Annotated in this window: 16 protein-coding genes and 1 tRNA gene; 4 read left to right on the top strand and 13 right to left on the bottom strand. The window is 64.8% G+C overall.

The features are described 5' to 3' along the window. Together EOA32_RS16360 and EOA32_RS16355 are read right to left on the bottom strand one after the other, a co-directional pair. Positions 1–331: sugar phosphate nucleotidyltransferase (locus tag EOA32_RS16360; protein ID WP_245499300.1), on the bottom strand; the 331-nt coding region annotated here is incomplete at its 3' end. A gap of 10 nt (positions 332–341) precedes the next feature. After that, positions 342–1862: a phosphomannomutase/phosphoglucomutase gene (locus tag EOA32_RS16355; RefSeq protein ID WP_128372309.1), complete on the bottom strand. Its 1521-nt coding sequence runs from the start codon at positions 1860–1862 to the stop codon at positions 342–344. Positions 1863–2062: 200 nt separating this feature from the next. Between EOA32_RS16355 and EOA32_RS16350 the strand changes: the two genes are divergently transcribed. Beyond that, positions 2063–2139, top strand: a tRNA-Pro gene (locus EOA32_RS16350). 140 nt (positions 2140–2279) lie between these two features. Here the strand turns inward: EOA32_RS16350 and EOA32_RS16345 are convergent. From EOA32_RS16345 to EOA32_RS16320, 6 genes are all read right to left on the bottom strand, one after another. Then, a complete protein-coding gene (locus tag EOA32_RS16345) occupies positions 2280–4070 on the bottom strand; it encodes an alpha/beta fold hydrolase (protein ID WP_128372308.1) in 1791 nt (596 codons plus the stop codon). After that, the gene (locus EOA32_RS16340) at positions 4067–6604 is read right to left on the bottom strand and encodes a glycoside hydrolase family 2 protein (protein ID WP_245499299.1); all 2538 of its coding nucleotides are present in this window, start codon (positions 6602–6604) and stop codon (positions 4067–4069) included. The genes EOA32_RS16345 and EOA32_RS16340 overlap by 4 nt, the downstream gene beginning before the upstream one ends. A gap of 37 nt (positions 6605–6641) precedes the next feature. Next, positions 6642–7640, bottom strand: coding sequence for a DUF1839 family protein (locus tag EOA32_RS16335; protein ID WP_128372307.1), 999 nt, complete (start codon positions 7638–7640; stop codon positions 6642–6644). A 1-nt stretch (position 7641) separates the two neighbouring features. Next, positions 7642–8565: an amino acid--[acyl-carrier-protein] ligase gene (locus EOA32_RS16330; protein ID WP_095781649.1), complete on the bottom strand. Its 924-nt coding sequence runs from the start codon at positions 8563–8565 to the stop codon at positions 7642–7644. Position 8566: 1 nt separating this feature from the next. Continuing rightward, positions 8567–9706, bottom strand: a complete 1140-nt coding sequence (locus tag EOA32_RS16325) for an acyl-CoA dehydrogenase family protein (RefSeq protein ID WP_128372310.1) — start codon at positions 9704–9706, stop codon at positions 8567–8569. Between the two features lie 68 nt (positions 9707–9774). Then, positions 9775–10020, bottom strand: coding sequence for an acyl carrier protein (locus EOA32_RS16320; protein WP_066997751.1), 246 nt, complete (start codon positions 10018–10020; stop codon positions 9775–9777). Between the two features lie 349 nt (positions 10021–10369). Here EOA32_RS16320 and EOA32_RS16315 point away from each other — a divergent pair, with 349 nt between their 5' ends. Next, a complete protein-coding gene (locus tag EOA32_RS16315; protein ID WP_128372306.1) occupies positions 10370–10693 on the top strand; it encodes a hypothetical protein in 324 nt (107 codons plus the stop codon). 27 nt (positions 10694–10720) lie between these two features. On the opposite strand, the gene EOA32_RS16310 is transcribed toward EOA32_RS16315, so the two are convergent. The 4 genes from EOA32_RS16310 to EOA32_RS16295 all read right to left on the bottom strand — a co-directional run bounded on the left by EOA32_RS16310 (position 10721) and on the right by EOA32_RS16295 (position 16162). Beyond that, entirely contained in the window at positions 10721–12337 is a 1617-nt protein-coding gene (locus EOA32_RS16310) for an ABC transporter ATP-binding protein (protein ID WP_095827232.1), read from the bottom strand. Between the two features lie 17 nt (positions 12338–12354). Then, positions 12355–13479 (bottom strand): ABC transporter permease subunit, encoded by a 1125-nt coding sequence (locus tag EOA32_RS16305; RefSeq protein ID WP_128372305.1) that lies wholly within the window; start codon positions 13477–13479, stop codon positions 12355–12357. After that, a complete protein-coding gene (locus EOA32_RS16300) occupies positions 13472–14395 on the bottom strand; it encodes an ABC transporter permease subunit (protein WP_128372304.1) in 924 nt (307 codons plus the stop codon). Before EOA32_RS16300 ends, EOA32_RS16305 begins: the two co-directional genes overlap by 8 nt. A 174-nt stretch (positions 14396–14569) precedes the next feature. Then, positions 14570–16162, bottom strand: a complete 1593-nt coding sequence (locus EOA32_RS16295; RefSeq protein WP_095777925.1) for a peptide ABC transporter substrate-binding protein — start codon at positions 16160–16162, stop codon at positions 14570–14572. A gap of 291 nt (positions 16163–16453) precedes the next feature. Here EOA32_RS16295 and EOA32_RS16290 point away from each other — a divergent pair, with 291 nt between their 5' ends. After that, positions 16454–16900: a TadE/TadG family type IV pilus assembly protein gene (locus EOA32_RS16290; protein ID WP_082980554.1), complete on the top strand. Its 447-nt coding sequence runs from the start codon at positions 16454–16456 to the stop codon at positions 16898–16900. Continuing rightward, positions 16900–18717 (top strand): pilus assembly protein TadG-related protein, encoded by a 1818-nt coding sequence (locus EOA32_RS16285; protein ID WP_348632205.1) that lies wholly within the window; start codon positions 16900–16902, stop codon positions 18715–18717. The genes EOA32_RS16290 and EOA32_RS16285 overlap by 1 nt, the downstream gene beginning before the upstream one ends. A 6-nt stretch (positions 18718–18723) precedes the next feature. Here EOA32_RS16285 and EOA32_RS16280 read toward each other — a convergent pair. Beyond that, positions 18724–19268, bottom strand: a 545-nt coding sequence (locus EOA32_RS16280; protein ID WP_189407167.1) for an alpha-glucosidase C-terminal domain-containing protein, incomplete at its 5' end; no start/stop codon positions are given.

The following is a 19268-nucleotide window of genomic DNA, read 5'->3' as shown; positions in this document are numbered from 1 at the left end:
CGGTGCCGAGGGCGTCCATGCCGATCTTGCCGGCATTGATCTCGCCGGCAGCGGCGGTGTTGCGCCCGGTGGGCTCGAACAGCGGCCCGCCGCCGGCGAGATCAATGCCGGCAAGATCGGCATGGACGCGCTCGGCATGGCGCTCCGATGTGATGAGAAAGATCGGTGTCTGCCCTTCAGGCCGCGCGGCCAGCCGGCGCAAGGTCTTGGCCAGCATCGAGCCGTCGCCGGAAAGGTCGTGGAATTGCTTGGGATTGTCCTCGCGCGACAGGGGCCATAACCGCGAGCCGACGCCGCCGCTCATGACGAAACTGACGATGCGCTGGCTCATGGCTGCCCTGTCAGAAGGTCTGGTTGTAGGCGCCGACTTCGGGACTGCGGCGCAGCACGGCGTCGACGGCTTCGAACATCTGCCGGCGCCGCTCGGACGATACCGGGCTCTCGACCACCACGACAAGCTCGGGCTTGTTCGAGGAGGCGCGCACCAGGCCCCAGGTGCCGTCCTCCGCAACGACGCGCACGCCGTTGACGGTGATGAGCTTTACGATCTTCTGGCCGGCAAAGTCAGCACCTTCGCGGTGCATCGTCTGAAAATCCGCCACGACGCGGTCGACCACGCCGTACTTCACCTCGTCGGGACAGTGCGATGACATGGTCGGCGTACCGTAGGTCAGCGGCAACGCGCGGCAGAGATCGGCCATCGAGCTCCGCGGATTGCGGTCGAGCATCTGGCAGACGACGATCGCAGTGATCAGCCCATCGTCATAGCCGCGGCCGATAGGCGGGTTGAAGAAGAAATGCCCGGATTTCTCGAAGCCGGCGACGGCACTGAGCCCGGCAACGCGGCGCTTGATGTAGGAATGGCCAGTTTTCCAATAGTCAGTTGTGGCGCCGTTCGCCCTGAGCACATGATCGGTAGCGAAAAGCCCCGTCGACTTGACGTCGACGACGAAGGCCGAGCCCGGATGGAACGATGAAATATCGCGCGCGAGCATAAGCCCGACCTTGTCGGCGAAGATCTCGTTGCCCTCGTTGTCGACGACGCCGCAGCGGTCGCCGTCGCCATCGAAGCCCAGTCCGACATCTGCGCCCGTCTCCAGCACCTTCTCGCTGATGGCACGCAACATCTGCATGTCCTCGGGATTGGGATTGTAGCGCGGGAACGCATGGTCGAGTTCGACGTCGAGCGGGATCACCTCGCAGCCGACACGCGCCAGCGCTTCCGGCGCGAAGGCGCCGGCCGTGCCGTTGCCGCAGGCGCAAACGACCTTGAGCTTTTTCGAGATGTGTTTGCCCTTGGTAAGATCATCGACATAGAACTCTCGGAAACCGGAGATGAACTCGTAGGCACCGCCGCCGCGGAGGTCGAAGTCGGCTTCGAGCACGATCTTCTTCAACGCGCTCATCTCTTCCGGACCGAAGGTGAGCGGCCGCGCCGCCCCCATCTTGACGCCGGTCCAGCCATTCTCGTTATGCGAGGCGGTGACCATGGCGACCGAGGGTGTATCGAGCGCGAACTGCGCGAAATAGGCCATGGGGGACAAAGCCAGGCCGATATCCTTCACCCGGGCGCCCGCCGCCATCAGGCCGGAGACCAGCGCCAGCTTGATCGACAGCGAATAGGAGCGGAAATCATGGCCGGTGACGATATCCGGCCCAACGCCCAAGCGCCGGATCAGCGTGCCCAGACCCATGCCGAGCGCCTGGACGCCGATCAAATTGAGCTCCGGCGCCTTGGTCGAGCCGGGATGGCCGACCCACCAGCGCGCGTCGTACTCGCGAAAGCCCGACGCCTTGATCAGCGCCGAGGTCTCGAATTCGAAGCTGTTGGGCCGGGCTTCGCCAACAATCGTGAAGGTCAATGGTCGAAACTCCAGAGAGCCGGAATGCCGATCTGTAAAGGGCGCGGCTTATCACGTAAGCCTTTAAGCCGGTCTTTATCCGACGGCTAAATCGCATGCCATCCGGGCAAGCTGGGTGAAAGCCGAGAAATGCGACACAAGTGCAGCCATTGACGCTTGCAGGATCGGAAAGTGGCGGCTATAAGCCCGCCGTCTGGTCACGGAGTGTAGCGCAGTCTGGTAGCGCACATCGTTCGGGACGATGGGGTCGCAGGTTCAAATCCTGCCACTCCGACCAGAACGAAATCTCCCGAAAGTCTTTAGTTTCCCTGATTATTCAAACCTTTCGGCTTCGCGCAGAGAACCGTATCGCTGCGTGACGCTTCAAGACGCGACGCGCTTGCCGCATGTCAATACTCAAGCCGAACTGATGATCCCCTACGGCGCCAGGAAGGAAGGGCTTGCCGTCGCGCGCACCGGCTCGGAACGAGCATAACCGTCACGCCTGATGCCGCCATGGTCGATCAGGCGAGCGATCACGGCGCGCCGTGCGTGATACGGCGTCAGCGTGTGGTCGGCATTCGGCAGCGAGACCCTGGTCACGCCGCGAATGCTATCGAGCCGCTCTTCCTCCGAGCCAAAATGGCGGGCGATCTCCTTCAGGCTCAGATCGCCTTCCGAGGTTACCAGGAGGACCCGCACGCCGCGGCCGCATAGGTCGCGCATCCAGCGTTCCACCCGCCGCTGTCCAAGCAGCGCGGCCGGATGCAGCATCGACAATGTGGACTTGATCGCCTCCAGCCCGCGCCGGACGATCAGCCGGGCGCATCGCGAAGCGATCCCGCGCCATGCGGCGTCGGCCGGCTCGCGGCTCTCCTGCCTGGCGGCAGCGTTCTGCCCGAGCACGGCCTTGGACGTCTCGTAAGTCTTCCAGACCGCCATCTCCAGCGCGTAGGAACTGTTCCAGGCGAAGCAGAGCGGGTTGACCATGGTCAGCATCCGTACCCGCCGATCGGCCCGCGCGGCGTGAAAAGCCTGAAATGCGCCGGCGCAGGTGCCGACCAGGCTGACCCCGGGGTAGCCGGCTCGCTCCATCCAGTTGATCGCACGACTTACATCATGGCGCGTGCGCCGGTCATAAAGGAACAGGCGCCCTTCCTCGGTCGGATCGCTGAGGCCAAGTCCGGGCAGGTCGACGCGCAGCGAGGCTACGCCTTCCGCCGCCAGAGCTCGCGCCGCTTCCACCGTGCCGCGCGCCCAGCCGACATGCGGCACGCCACCGGCATTGAGGAAGATCACCGGCTCAGCCTCGGTCTGGCGTTCGCGCGGTCGGCAAAGCACACCGCAGATCATCGGCGCCGGTCCAATCAGCACCGGGCTTTCCGTGTAATGCGGACCGTCCAGTATCTCCGACGCAGCGCGCGGCATGGCCTTTCCCGCTGCCGCTTCGCCGGTCTGGTCGGCGATCCAGGCGGCGCAGCGATCTAGAGCGGCGGCCGGAATCCGGTTGGCGGTCGGGTCGCACATCAAGAGAGGATAGCCATCGAACTCGGCCGTCGCGATTTCCGCAGCGCCAGCCGTGCCGCCGCGCACCTCTTCCGCAGCCAGCGGCTTGCCGTTTGTAAGCACCAGCATCGGCAGGGATGGAAGGCCAGCCGCGGCATGCCGCCAATCGAGCGCCGAGAGATCAGCCAGCGTTTCATGCGAAATTCGGAAGCCGGCGGCCTCGCGCCCCTCGGTGAAAACCCCTTCGCCCGCCGAGCGGCTGGCCAGCGGCGCGTCGATCATGCGCGACATGGCTGTGATCTCGCGAACATAGGCCTTGCCGGAGGACGGCGGCGCGAGCAGCACGAGACCCGCCACGTCGTCGCGTCCGGCCGCCGCCAGCGGGGCCAGCAGGGCACCAAGCCGGAAGCCGACCAAAATGACGTCCGCCACGCCGCAATCCTGCCTCAGCCGATCGATCGCCGCGCCTATGCTCGCCGTCCACCGTTGCACCTGACCGGGCGTTGAATGGTCCCCGGCGGCATTGCCGCAGCCGGGATAGTCGAATTGCAGCGCCCGCAGACCGTTTTCGGCCAGCTTGTCAGCCAGAAGCCGCAGGAAACGCCGGCTGCACAGGTCCTCGTGGCCATGCGCCCCGGCGATCACGACACCCCGGCCGCGCCGCCCGGGTCCCCTGCCTTCATGAAGCCAGCCGATCGTGTCGGCAAAGACGATCCCCTTCATGCCACGCTCCCGGCAGGCCGCAACGACTGCATCCTCTCCACCCTGGTCTCGACAGTGTCGGCTTGCGGCGCATCGTAGGCCACCTCGCGATCGCCATTCAGCGCCGTCACGACGCCGGCCGGAGTGGCATAGGCCGGCCCATCCAGGCCAATTTCCTTCCCCGCGCCCGGCATCAGGTGGAAGCCGTTCTCGCGCGGGAAAAACAGCCCATCCTTGATGGCGACGTGATAGGCGGCGCGTCTGCAGGCGAGCCGCAGGCGCCAGCCGTCTCGTCCGCGCATCAGCCCTGCCGACAGGCCGACATCGCGTCGCGTGGTCATGACGCCGGGAAGCACATGAAAGGCTTCGGCCAAGATCTCGCCGTCGTGGCCTTCCAGCCTTGCCACGGTTGCCTCGTGCCCCGCCGGACCGAAGCGATAGGCGTAAGACAGATCAAAGAAGGCGCCAAGCAGCGAGAATGCCGACAGCGACTGCGCCCCGCGCGCCTGCAGAGTGACCGGCCGGCGCGCCGCCACCACCGGGGTGACGCCGTCGCGCAGGCAGACAAGCGATAGCGTCGCCTCGACTGCCCTTGCCGTGTCATTGACGAGATGGACGCCCAGCCCGTTGACGCCCTCGTCGCTCAGCGTCAGCCGGAGCGGCGCGAAGGCGCGTCTCAGCGCATGCCAGACCGATTTCGGCCGACCGGCAGAATCGACGACGCCCCACCCTGCTCCCGGGCGCAGATCCTTCCAAAAGAACACCAGCGCGCCCGCCGTCGGGGAGGCCGGTCTGCGCCATTCATCGATCGTGCGCTCAACCACCTCGGCAATGACGGCGCGCGAGAGGTCGAGGTAGCGCGCTGGATCCTCCATGCGCAGCCGGCGAGCATCGACGCCGAACAGCGTCTCCAGATAATGCTCGCGCACGTCCTCGAAATCCCACGACGCACCTGCATCGCGCGGCACGCCGGCCTTCCAGCGCGGGTCGTGGCCGGGCGGAACGGGCAGATGCTCATCGAGCGTCGCCTGTTCCGGCACGTTGGCGAAGGCGAGGCATTCGCTGGCGAAACGCACCTCCGCGCGGCGCGCGTCCTCCAGCGGCCGGCAATAGGCGCCGACGCCATAGTAGTGCGTCGGGCCGCCATCCGCGGCAAAGGGCAGGCTGCCGCCGGAGGGCGAGGAGGACACCAGCGCCAGATCGGGCAGGATCGCCTGCGCGGCCGGACGCACGACATCGTCGAACCAGGGTGTCGGATCCATCGCCACCGGCATGCCGAGCATCGCGGCCTGCTGCGCCACCTCGCTGCCGCCGCACAGCACCGCCAGCGACGGCGAATGCCGAAGCCGCCTCAACAGGTTCTCCACCTCGCGCGACAGCGCCGCCCGCCAGGCCTCGCTCTTCGCCGGATAGTCGAAATTGGCGAGCATCAGGTCCTGCCAGACCAGAATGCCCATCTCGTCGCACAGCTCGTGGAAGGCATCGCTTTCATAAGCGAAGGTGCCGCCGACCCGCAGCATGTTGACGCCGGCTTGGCGCGCGAGATCGAGGTCGGGCTCGATTTCGGCTCGCTCGCAGGGCAGTCGCACGGGATCGGAGGGCGTCCAGACCGCGCCGCGGCAGAACACCGGCACGCCGTTGACGACCAGGCGAAAATCGCGTCCGTCGGCGCCGCGATCGATCTCAATGCGGCGGAATCCGACCCGGCCCAGCCGGCTGCGCACCGTGCCGAGCGTCGCCATCACTTCGTGCAGCGCCGGCTCGCCATGTCTGTTCGGCCACCATGGGGCGACATCGGCAATGGCCAATTCCGCCGTCAGCCGGGTGGGTGTCTCGAACTTGAGGGGCGCGCGCACTCCGGCACAGCTGACATGCGCCGTTTGCGCATTGTCGAAGGGTTCGGCGAGGGTTATCGCAACGGCAAGATGCCCGGTCGTGCCGTCGAGCCTGGCGCGCATGTCGGCATCGAGGATGCGCTGCCCGCCATTTTCGTGGATCAGCTTGACGGGACGCCACGGCCCGACGACATCGAAGCTCGGGCACCAGCCCGGCATATGGCCGATCAGGGTCGTGCGCACCAGCCGCAGCCGCTGATCGTCGATCATGCGAGGGCGCCAGCGGGCGCGTGGACCGATAGCCGTTTCCAGATGGCGGTCGAGACTGCGAAAGACGATGGCGAGCTGCTCGCCCCCTGAAAGGCTTGCCGCAGCCTCATGGCGCTCGAACATCGAGGTCGAGGTGAGCAGCAGCCGCTCGCCAAGCCAGACCTCGGCGACAGTCGCCAGCCCCTCGAACACCAGCCGCACCGGACCGGTCGCGTCGAGCCTGCGGCTGTACCAGACATCGCGGTCGTGCAGCCGGGTTGGCTGCTTGCGGTCCCAGCGGCCATGCTTTTCCAGCGTGGCGGCCGCCGTGCCGGGACAGGCCGCGTCCAGCCATTCGGCGTTTGCGTCGATGTCATTCGGCGAAGCCCAGGCACCGGCCGCCGAGATAGCCATCCGCCACCCCCGATCCAGCAATCCGGCAGTGCCGGCGATCGACACCGTGGCGTCCATTCCCCCACCCATCATCAAATGCGCCTCGGCCGGCCCGCTAGGCCGCCTTGGAGGCGACACCGGCCATGCGGGCGTCCAGCACGTTCATCACCGTTTCGTAGGCCTGCGCCATCGGCGCGATTGCTTCGGTCAAGCCGTCGAAGCGCTGCCGCGCCATCGCGCGGGCGAGCTTGAACTGCATGACCTTGGCGCCCTCGGCAATGTTGCCGGCGGCTTGCACCGCCTCTGTCAGGCAGGTTTCGCCGTGCTGCCCCAGCCATTCGAGATGACTGCCAAGAAGTTCGAAATTCGCGCCGACCTGCCGCAGCGTGTTGAAGGCATAGGTGTGGAAATAGGCAGGCGACTTCGTCGCCAGCCTTTCAGCGTGGCGGCCGAACGCGGCCGCATAGGCGCCGAGCGGATTGCGCTTCGGCCGCCGCTTCAGGTGATGCGCGAGCAGCGCCGCCGCGGTCCCGACCGTGTCGCGGGCGGGGCGCGTGGCGTCGAGCTTCACGAATTCCGCGTAAGGAAACAGCGGCAGGTCGCCTGCCGACACACGATCCCATTGGCCGAAGATGCCATCATAGTCTTGGCCCTCGAGCGCGAAGTAGCCGTCATTGTGGAAGTAGCGCATCTGCCGCGCCTCGGGATCGAGCGCATTGATGCCGACTGTGGTCTTGGAATGGCCGCTGCGGTAGGTGATGCCTTGGGTGTCGGGCAGGTAGAAGGCATCGACCTCGACCAGCGGCAGCCGGCCGAGCTCGACTTGCGTCAGCACATGCGTCTCCAGCCGGTCGAAGACCGCCAGCTCCTGGATGTCCAGCCCCGCCAGCCTCTGCAGGTCGGCGGTCGGGAACTTGAAAAACGTGAACTGATCACCTTCGAAATCCTGCGCCGCGGTGAAACCGAGCGCTGCGACCGGATCGTGCCCGGTCGCGTGCAGAACCTCGATCAGAAGGTCGACATAGCAGTTGGTCTGCGGCCACCGCCTTTGCGGATCGTGCAGCCAGTGCGGCCGGTAGGTGGCTGGATCGAGGCCGGCGATCGCTCTCAGCATCTCACACGCCCCACAGCACGTCGCGGACCGCCGCCGGCCAGGCTTCAGCGTCCGGCCCGTGGTGGCGGAACAGCGCCAGCGCCACGCGCTCCAGCCCGAAGCCGACGCAGGCCGAATGGCAGAACTCCCCGTCGGCGAACTTCAGGCCCCAGGTCTGGCCAAAATGGTCCTGGTGATAATTGAAGCTCAAACAGGCGGTCGGCTTCTCGATGCTGGTCACCGGAATCAGCAGCTCGAATTTCAAGCCCTGATCGCGCTGGTTGTTGGCCATCATCCTGCCGCCTCGGCCGAAGAACGGATCGTTGGCAAGATCGACCTCGCAGGGCAGGTCGAGCGACTCGATCATGGCCCTGCCGCGCTTCAGCCAGCTTTCGCGGAACGAGCGCACCTGCTCGGCCGTGCCGATCTTGACGAACTCGCGCATGCGGAAGAGCTGCATGCGCGCCGGGTCCTTCGACGGCTCGTGGCGGAAGCAGTAGGAGGAGAGTTCGAAAAGAAGGCCCTGCGCCGGCACCGGGCCGCGCGCAGCTATTGTGGGATAGAGCGGATAGCAGGCGGCGGGTGTCAGCGCGAGGTCCGTCGCCTTCTGCAGCTCCGTCCAGTCTCCGCCGTCAGCCATCATGCCGAGCAGCTGCGCATGCTCCCGCTCGCCGCCCATGAAGGAATGCACGCAGCCGGCAAGCTGCGGAAAGCTCTTCATGTAGCCGCTCTTCTCCAGCGTCGCGCGGCTCATGCCCGGCGGAAAATGGATGCGGGTGGCCTTGTCGGGCGCGCCGAGGCGGGTGACGAGACGCTCGAACCGCTCGATCACGTCCTCGAATGCGCCCGAACGGCCATAAAGGCCGTCGACGCCGGATTCGAACAGGATGCCGTTCTCGAACAGGCTGTCCAGCAGCGACTTGGAGTCGAATGTCTTGGCGTCCATCTCAGCTCCCCAGGCCGGTGTCGAAGCGGCTCATCAGCATGAGCGTCGCGGTATTGGAAAGGATGCGGTCGTTGGAGATCATCACCGGCGCCGAGGTCACGTCGCGCAGGTGCCGGCCGACGCTGAACGGGGTGCCGTTCTTGTAGCCAAGAATGCCGTTGACCAGCATGGCGAGACGCACCACGGCGCCGGCTTTCTCGCTGGCCGCGACCTTCAGCGCGTTGATCTCGGCGGCGAAGCCGATCGAAGACAGCGCGTCGTCCTCGCCCGCGGCCGCTTCGAAGCGGTGGATGGCGGCCGCAAGGTGGCCTTTCATCTCCTGCAAAAGGGCGGCCGCTTCGGCCAGCCTCAGCGCGCCCGGCGGCATGGAGTCGGGCTGCTTGCGCGCCGCCGCCTTGACGAAGGCCTGCGCCCGATTGAAGGCGTCGGCGGCGATGCCGAACCAGGTCGCCGCCCAGAAGATGTGCGAGCTGGCCAGCATCGACTGCGCCGCGATCTCGGAGAACGGCTTCGGGAATATCTGCGCCGCGTCACCCGTGGCGACCAGATGAAAGCCGTCGGAGCAGGTGCCGCGCATGCCGAGCGTGTCCCACACCGACGTGCGCTCAAGCGTGCGGTTGGCATCGGCCGGGATCACCACCATCACCTGATCGGAGCTGGCCGCATCGGGGGCGCGACGCGCCGTGGCGAGGATGGCGTCGGCATAGTTACCATAGGAGATGACGGTGGCTTCCTTGGTCAGCGCGAAGCGCCCGCCGGCGACCTCGACCGCACAGATCGAATTGCGCAAATTGCCGCCGATGCCGGCCTCCGTCGTCGCGGAAGCCATCAAAAGCTGCTCGTCGGCGATGCGCCGCATATAAGCGCGGTGCCAATCGCTGGCGCCTCCGTGGGTGACGAAGCTCGACGTCTTGATCTGATGCATGGCATAGATCATCGCGCTCGAGCCGCAGGCCTGGCCGAGCTGCACGATGAGGTCGGCGATCTGCATCGTGCCAAGCCCCTCGCCTCCATGCTCGATCGGGATCGCCACGCCGAGCAGGCGCTCGCGCTTCAGCGCCTCGATCGTCTCCGCCGGGAAACGCCCCTCCTTGTCGACGGGGTCGGCATGGCCGGCGGCGATCTCGGCGACGCGGCGCATGCGCTCGGTCGCGGCTTCGGGCGCCTCCGCGAGCGAGGCCGCCTCTATCTTTCTCAACACGTTCATGGCTACGCCGCCTTGCGCGTCAACTGCGAAACCGCATCCGCGATGCTGGCCAGCGAAGAGAAGGTGCGCCGCGTCAGCATCGTCTCGGGGAATTCGATGTCGAACTCCTCTTCGAGCGCCAGCATCATCTGCACTGAGGCGAAGGAGGTCAGCCCCGCGTCATAGAGATTGGCGTCGTCGGCGAGCGCGCCGAAATTCAGCGGAATCATCGGATGCTGCTCGAGCAGCGAGCGTATCTGGTCAATCATGGAGGCCCCACCTTGCGTTGTGCAGCCGGCAATATCGCAGACGCAACGCAACCGTGGCGTTAACGCCGCAGAGCAGTTTCAACCATGCCTAAGGATCGGTAACGGACCGCAATACAATTTTACGGCTCTCGATTCGGACGGACCTCTGTCCGGGATTTTTTGTGGCTGCGTGTCCGCATCGATATCACGCCACGGCCCCTCCGCCGCCGCCGCGACCTGGCAAAAGCCTGCCGTCAATCAATCGATCAGATAAATGGTCGACAATAGGCCCTCACTTTGGCCTAATGGTTGCGCTATCCCATTCGAGAGCTGCTGGACGATTTTTGGAACGGCGAGACCGGGTAGAAGTATGAATTTCACGCTGCGGGCTCTCTTGCCGTTGACCTTGATCGCAGGCTGCTCGTCGAGTGTTGCGTCGATCAATCCGGCGAAATACGACGGGATGAGCTGCGCCGAGCTCAACAGCGCGCTCGGCGACACCGCCACCGATATTTCGCGGACGGCGATCAGCCGCGGCAAGGTCGCCAATACCAGCGTGCCGACTTGGCTGCTCGGCGGCGAGCGCGTGAAGACGGTCGTGGCCAATCGCGATACCGCCAGGATCGAGCGGCTGCAGCAACAGCAGCAGGCGATCATCGCGGCCAGGAAGAGCCGCTGCCCGTCCTCGCAGTGACCAGGGCGTCGCCGAGCAGCGGAAGTCTCAAGCGCTGATGCGGAACCTGGTCGTATCGATCGCCGCCTTCATCAGTGTCTGCGTGTAGGCTTCCCGCGGATTGCCGAAGATCTCCTCGGCCGGCCCTTCCTCGACGATCTTTCCCTGCTTCATGACGATGATGTAGTCGGCCATGGCGCGCACCACTGCGAGGTCGTGGCTGATGAAGAGGTAGGACAGTCCGTGGTCCGCCTGCAGCTTGCGCAATAGCTCGACGATCTGCTTCTGCACCGAGCGGTCGAGCGCCGAGGTCGGCTCATCAAGCACCACCACTTTCGGCTTCAGGATCATAGCGCGGGCAATGGCGATGCGCTGGCGCTGGCCGCCGGAGAACTCATGCGGGTAGCGGTTGCGCGCGTTCGGGTCGAGGCCGACCTCGCGCAGCGCCTCGACGGCACGCTGGTCGCGCTGCTTGCCCGTCAGCGAAGGCTCGTGCACCAAAAGCCCTTCGGTGATGACCTGGCCAACCGTCATGCGCGGCGACAGCGAGCCAAACGGATCCTGGAAGACGAGCTGCAATTCGCGCCGCAGCGGCCGCATCGCGTGGCGGTCGGCCTCTGAGATGTCGCGGTCGCCAAAGCGGATGACACCGTCGCTGGGGAGCAGCCGCAGCAGCGCGCGGCCGAGCGTCGATTTGCCGGAGCCGGACTCGCCGACGATGCCGATCGTCTGGTTGCGCTTCAGCCGGATCGATATCTTGTCGACGGCCCGCAACATCAGCGGCTCGCCGCCGAGAAAACCACCGCCGATCTTGAAGACGACCTCCACGTTGCGGCCTTCGAGCAGCACGGGCGAATTGGCGGGCGCGGCCGCCTTGGTGCCGGTCGGCTCGGCGGCGAGCAGCATCTTGGTGTAGGCGTGCTGCGGATTGGCGAAAAGCGCTTCCGCCTCGCCCTCTTCCACCACCTCGCCCTGGCGCATGACATAGACGCGGTCGGCGAAACGGCGGACGATGCCGAGATCATGGGTGATGAAGACGATAGCCATGCCGAGCTTGCGCTGCAGTTCGGCAAGCAGCATCAGGATCTGCGCCTGAATGGTGACGTCCAGCGCCGTCGTCGGCTCGTCGGCGATCAGAATATCGGGATCGTTCGCCAAAGCCATCGCGATCATGACGCGCTGGCGCTGGCCGCCCGACATTTCGTGCGGATAGGATTTCATCCGCCGCTCGGGATCGGGGATGTGCACCAGTCTCAACAGCTTCAGCGCCTCTTCACGCGCGGCCTGGGCGCTCAGGCCGCGATGGCGGCGGATCGGCTCGATGAGCTGGTTGCCGATGGTGTAGAGCGGATCGAGCGAGGTCATCGGCTCCTGGAAGATCATGCTGATCTTGCGGCCGCGAACCTTGTTGAGCTCGCTCTTGGTCATCTCCAGGAGGTTGCGGCCGCGGTAGTCGACCTGGCCGGTCGCTTCGCCATTGGAGGAAAGCAGGCTCATCGCGGCCATCATCGTCTGGCTCTTGCCGGATCCGGATTCGCCGACGACGGCGACGGTCTCGCCGGCATTGACCTTTATGCTGATGCCCTTCACCGCCTCGACGGTGCCGTCGAGGGTCTGGAAGCGGACGCGCAGGTCCTTGACGCTGAGGATCGTTTCGGAAGCCATGTCAGCGATCCCCATCCTTATCGATCTTTGGGGTCGAGCGCGTCGCGCAGGCCGTCGCCGACAAAGTTCAGCGCGAACAGCGTCGAAACGAGGAAGAAGGCCGGGAACAACAGCAGCCAGTTGGCATAGCCGATGTTCTTGGCACCGACCGAAATCAGCACGCCCCAACTGGTCATCGGCTCCTGCACGCCAAGCCCGAGGAAGGACAGGAAGCTTTCCAGGATGATGACCTGCGGCACCAGCAGCGTCATGTAGATCACCACCGGCCCGAGCAGGTTGGGGATGACGTGGCGCACGAGGATGCCGCGCTGGCCGACACCCATCGCTTCCGCCGCCTGAACGTATTCTTGCCTGCGGATCGACAGCGCCTGGCCGCGCACGATGCGCGCCATGTCGAGCCACAGCACCGCCCCTACCGCCAGGAACATCAGCACGAAGTTGCGGCCGAAGAACACCACCAGCATGATGACGAAGAAGATGAAGGGCAGCGAGTAAAGCACGTCGACGATGCGCATCATCACCTCGTCGACCCTGCCGCCGGCAAAGCCGGCCGTCGCGCCGTAGATCACGCCGATGACGCCGGCGACGACACCGGCAAGCAGGCCGATCGCGAGCGAAATGCGCCCGGCCATCAGCGTGCGAGACAACAGATCGCGCCCGGTGTTGTCGGTGCCGAAGAAGAAATACTGCTGCTTGACGGCCGCGCTCATGGTCATTTCGAGCCCATCGGGCGACTTGCTCTCGATCTTCGTGTCGTCGAAGGCGTCGGAGCGGTCGAGATAGCGGATATTGCGGTCGTCGACCGGCTTCTTGGAGGTGACGGTGACGACGACGCGGCTGCCGTCCTGGTGCCACTCCTTGATGTCGACGCGCATGCGTTTGATCGCGTCGCTTAGCGCGCCCTGGATCATGTCGGGCTTTGGATAGGCCGACAGGCTCGGCGGCGTGCGCACATAGTCGCCGTAGATGGTCGTGTATTCATGCGGCACGACCATAGGGCCGAATACGCTGATGACGGCAATGAATGCCAGATAGTAGAGGCTGAACATGGCGGCGCGGTTGCGCTTCAGCCGCGCCCAGGCATTGCCCCAGAGCGAGCGGCCGACGATCGGCTCCGGAGCGGCTACGGCAAGCTCAGTCATAGCGCACCCTCGGATCGACGACCGCATAGAGAAGATCGACGATCAGGTTGAAAACGATGGTGAAGAGCGCGATCACCACCACGGTTCCCATGACCAGCGTGTAGTCGCGGTTGAGCGCAGCGTCTACGAAGTAGCGGCCGACGCCTGGAATGGAGAAAATGGTCTCGACGATGATCGAGCCGGTGAGCAGCGCCGCCGCCGCCGGACCGGTGAAGGAGACGATCGGCAGCACGGCGCCGCGCAGCGCGTGCTTGACCACCACCGACCAGTCGGAGAGGCCGAGCGCACGGGCAGTGCGGATGTGGTGCGAGCGCAGGCTCTCGATCATCGAGCCGCGCATCAGGCGGGCGACGATGGCGACCTGCGGCAGGGCAAGCGTCAGCACCGGCCCGACCTTGTTGATTAAGGCGCCGTCGCCCCAGCCGCCGATCGGCAACAGCTTCCAGGAAAGGCCGAAGACGAGCTGGATCACCGGCGCGGTGACGAAGGTGGGGATGGTGCTGCCGGCGGTGGCTAAGGCGATCACCGAATAGTCGGCTATTTTATTTTGGTTGAGCGCCGCGATCGTGCCGAGGATCGAGCCCAGCAGCAGCGCCAGCACCAGCGCCGAGGTACCGATCTGCACCGAGATCGGCAGGCCCTTGGCGAAGAGTTCGGTGACGGTGAAATCCGGCAGGTTGTAGCTCGGTCCGAAACTGCCGCGCAAAAGATTGCCGAGATAGTGGAGATATTGCAGCCAGAGCGGATCGTCGAGGCCGAACTGGGCTTCGAGATTGGCCCTGATCTCGGGGCTCAAGCCCCGCTCCTGGTTGAACGGGCCGCCTGGCGCGACGCGGATCAGGAAGAACGCCACCGTCACGATGACGAACAGCGTCGGGATGGCGGTCAATAGCCGCCGGAAGACATAACGCAGCATCGGCGCCCCGCTTCAGCCAGGGCGACGGCTCTCCAGACGAGATCGTGGCGCGCTGGCATCTCTGATCTTCGCACCGCGATCGCCGAAAATCCAATGCGACTTTCGGCCCGGCACGACGACAGACCGCGGCCGCCACTCCCTGAAAGAGAGCGGCGGCACGGCCAAGGTTCCTTGTCAGTCCTTGGAGATGAAGCGAGACGGATGAATGTCCATGACATTGTCCTCGAAGCCATGCAGCTTGGAGGAAACGATATCGTGGTAGCTGTAGTAGAGCAGTGGGATCTGGCCGACATCGTCGACGAGGATGCGCTCCGCTGCGGCGAGGTCCTTCATGCGCTCCTCAGGCTTGCCGCCGGCGGCGGCTGCCTTGTCCATGGCGGCTTCATAGGCAGGGCTGTTGTAGTTCGAGTAGTTGTTGCCGCTCGCCTTGCGCGAGATGCCGAGGAAGGTCTCCGGATCCTTGTAGTCGGCGATCCAGGCGGCGCGGGCGACGTCGTAGTTGCCCTTCTGCTCGAGGAAGCCATAGTGGGTCTTGGTGTCGGTGTTGAGCAGCGTCACCTCGATGCCGAGCGGCTTCAGCTGTTCCTGGATGGCGACCGCCGTGTTCTTGTGGTTCTCCGAGGTGTTGTAGCGGATCTCCATCTTCAACGGATGCTCGGGTGTATAGCCCAGCTTTTCCAGCACTTTCTTGGCCGCATCCTCGCGGTCGATCTGAGACATGTCGGCGTATTTTGCCAGTGCCGGCGTGTAGCCGTCGATGCCCGGAGGAACCATCGAATAGCCGGGCAGCATCGAGTTCTGCCAGACCTTCTCGGCGAGGAAGTCGCGATCGATCGCCATCGAGATGGCGTTGCGCAGCTCGACGTTGTCCCAAGGCGCCTTGTCGGTCTTGACCGCATAATAATAGGTGCCGAGATATGGCCCCACACGGATCTGGTCACCGAATTTGGTTTTGAGATCGGCGAGCTGTTCGGTCGGCAGGTCGCCATAGCTGTCGAGTTCGCCGGCCTCGAAGCGCTTCATCGCGGACGAGCGATCCTCGGTCGGGATGTAGTTGACCACGTCGAGCTTGACGCTGGCGGCGTCCCAGAACTTCGGGTTCTTGACCAGTTTCATATGGTCGTTGGGAACCCACTCCGCCAGCGTATAGGCGCCGTTGGAGACCAGCTTGCCCGGTTTGATCCAGTCGGCGCCGAGCTTGTCGATCGAAGCCTTGTTGACCGGATAGGTCGCCTGGTGGGTCAGCATCTCCAGGAAGTAGGGCGTCGGAGCCTTCAGCGTGACTTGCAGGGTGTTGGCGTCGATCGCCTTCACGCCCATATCCTCGGCCTTGCCTTTCTTGGTGTTGAAGTCCTCGGCGCCTTTCACCGGATAGAGCATCGAGGCGTATTCTGCAGCGGTGGCCGGGTCTTCCAGCCGATGGAACGAGTAGACGAAGTCGTCCGCCGTCACCGGGCTGCCATCCGACCACAGGCCGTCCTTGCGCAGCTTGAAGGTGTAGACAGTGCCGTCGTCGGACACCGTCCAGCTTTCGGCGGCGCCCGGAATGAGGTTCGTCTTCGGGTCATGCATGACGAGGCCCTGGAACAGGTCGCGTATGATATCGGCCTCGTAGACCGTCGACGTCTTGTGCGGATCGACCGTCTCCGCCTCGGCAGCGGATCCGCGATTGTAGACGGTCTCGGCAAAGGCGGGCGTGTAGAAAGCACCGGTCGCCAAAGCCATCGTGGTGGCGAACACGGTCGCCTTCAGCAGGTTTTTGAGCATGAAGTCTCTCCCTTGTTGGCGCGGCCCCTCAACCACGCCTTGAGTGTTGACGCCCCGGAACCGTCAACGGGTCCCTTTTGAGCGCGCCCCCGGTTCCCTTCCGGCGGCTGGTGGCGGGAGACTAGACAGAGGAATATCTTATTTCAACTGCCCGCTGCTTGACGTTGAGTGAGCAGCGTTTCGCTAAAACAGCGATATCTAAAGCTTAGGCGTCCCGTTCAACTGTGTGCACCTTTCGGTTGTTCCAGCCGTTTTCTGTTTTTGCAAGCAGGTTTTGGCATTCTCCGGCCCATGCTGAAGAACCGAAATTTCCTTGCTCCTTGGTTCCGTTTCCGGGCTGACGCCGCGGGCACATCGGCGGTCGAGTTCGCCATGCTGGCGCCGATCTTCATCCTGCTGTTGCTCGGAATGGTTGCATACGGAATCTATTTCGGCGCCAGCCATTCGGTCCAGCAGATCGCCGCGGACGCGGCGCGAACGGCGATCGCCGGCCTCAACCAGACGGAGCGCCAGGCGCTGGTCACCGATTTCATCAGCCATGACGTCGCCGGCTATGCTTTTGTCGACCCGAAAAAGCTGACGGTCGACGCCAAGGACAGCACCGTCGACGGCAGCCAGTTCATCGTCTCAGTCAGTTATGACGCGCGCGACCTGCCGATCTGGAGCCTGTTCCGGACGCTGCCGTTGCCGGGGACCACGATCCAGCGCCAGTCGACGATCCGGGTCGGAGGCATATGATGCGCTACTCCGCGGGGGGAGTGATGGACGCTGCGCGACGGCTGATCGCCGACCGGCGCGCCAATTTCGCGGTTATGACCGCGCTCTGCACGCCAGTGGCGCTGACGCTGACCGCGTTCGCGATTGATGAGGGCTCGCTCTATAACGAACGCCGCGCCGCGCAGTCGATCGTCGACCTCGCCGCGATCACCGCCGCCGCCAACATCAACAAAGCCCAGCAAGCCGTACTCACGACGTTGAAGGACAACGGAATCACGTCCGTGGCCGTGCAGCAGCAGGGCACCAACATCGTGCCGACCGCCAGCAAGGCGGTCGTCGAGGTCGTGCCCGGACGCTATTCGGGGGTCAGTTCCATCGCGGCCGGCAGCCGCTTCGAAGCAGGCAAGCTGCCCTACAATGCCGTCCAGGTGTCGATGAAGAAGCTCGGCACGCTCTATTTCGCCGCTTCGGTGATGGCCCCGCCGGTGATCGGCACGACTGCCACCGCAAGCGCCCAGCCCGCAGCAGCATTCTCGGTCGGATCGCGGCTCGCCAGCGTCAATGGCGGCATCCTCAACGCGCTGCTTGGCGCGCTTCTGGGCGGCAACCTCTCACTCAGCGTGATGGACTACAATTCGCTGATCTCGGCCGATTTCGACGTGCTCTCCTTCACCGATGCGCTGGCGACGCAGCTGCGTCTGACCGGTGTTACCTATTCGGACGTGCTCGGCTCGAAGGCAACGGTCGGCCAGATCGCCACCGCGATGGCCAACGTGCCCGGGCTCGACCGCACCGCCAAGCTCGCGCTGCAGACTATGGCCTCGAGCGCCACCAACTCGGTCAAGGTCCCGCTTGGCCATCTCGTCGACCTCGGCTCGGTAGGCAGTCTGGGGCTCGGACAGAAGCCCGCCGGGCTTTCGGTCAGCGCCAGCGCCATGAGCATGCTGAGCGCAGCCGCGGCGCTCGCCAACGGCACGAACAAGGTTACGGTCGACCTCGGGGCGACGATACCGGGACTGACATCGACGACGCTCCAGGTCGCCGTCGGCGAACCCATGCAATCGTCGCCATGGCTGGCGGTGGGAGAATTGGGCACGGTGGTGCGCACTGCGCAGACGCGCATCAAGCTCAATGCCAGCGTCGGGATTGGGAACGGGAACAACGGCAATGGCTTCGGCAACGGCACCGGAAATGGCACAGCCGGCATTAATCTGGGCGGCGGCGTCAAACTGCTTGCCGTCAACCTGCCGCTCAGTATCGAGGTCGCCTATGCCGAAGCCAAGCTGACCGACATCAGCTGCCCGACCGGCCGCTCCAGCATCAAGGTCTCCATCGCCGCGCAGCCGGGCGTCGTCGCGGCCCATCTCGCCGACAGCAACGCCAGCGGCTTCGCGGATTTCGGCAAGCCGCAATCCTTCAGCGACGCCGACATCGCCGACGTCAGCCTCAAGATGATGCTGATCAACCTCAATCTGCTGCAGATCAAGGGATCGTCGGCCTTCTCGGTCACCAGCATGGCGCCGACGAACCTGACCTTCAGCGCCACCGAGATCGCCAACAAGGCGATCAAGACAGTGTCGACCAAGAACCTGACGCAGTCGCTCACCGCCTCGCTGGTGAACAACCTGTCGCTGACGGTCAACGCGCTCGGCCTCGGTCTCGACGCGACCACCCTGCTCGGCACGGTGAAGCCGGCGGTGACGACGCTGCTCAACAGCGTCACCGCGCCGGTCGACAACCTCGTCTACAATGTGCTTGCGGTGCTTGGCGTGCATGTCGGCGAGGCCGATGTGCGGGTCACCGGCGCGACTTGCGGACGCTCGGTGCTGGTGCAGTAGCGACCGTCAGCCAATTCTCCCGACGAAGCACTCTACAGGCGGCAGCGCCAGCGCAATTTCTCCGAGAACACCGCCAAGAACGCCGGCGACGTCTACGGCAAGAACCGTTATCTCGACATCGCTGATCTCGGCCGGCAGCGTCCAGTTCGCCGGCTCACCAGCGAAGTTGAAGACGCATAACAAGTTCTCGTTTTCGCGCTGACGGATGAAAGCAAGCACATCGCCCTCCGCCCCTAGGAACCGGATCGAGCCGGCGATCAGCGCCGGATGGCGCTTGCGAAAGGCCAGCATCGAGCGATAGGCGGCGAGGACAGAACCGTCCTCGCCCTCCTGCACATCGACCGCGCGGGCGCGATGCGACGGCGGTACCGGCAGCCAGGGCTTGCCCACGGAGAAGCCACCATTTTCGGCCCCGGCCTGCCACACCATCGGGGTGCGGCAGCCGTCCCTGCCCTTCACGCCCGGCCAAAAACGGATGCCCAGCGGATCGCGCAGGTCCTCATAGGCAAGCTCGGCTTCCTCCAACCCAAGCTCCTCGCCCTGGTAGAGGC

Source organism: Mesorhizobium sp. M1A.F.Ca.ET.072.01.1.1 (genome assembly GCF_004023325.1).
GTDB lineage: Bacteria > Pseudomonadota > Alphaproteobacteria > Rhizobiales > Rhizobiaceae > Mesorhizobium.
The sequence above is the reverse complement of the archived record's forward strand: the minus strand, read 5'-3'. Positions and strand labels throughout refer to the sequence as shown.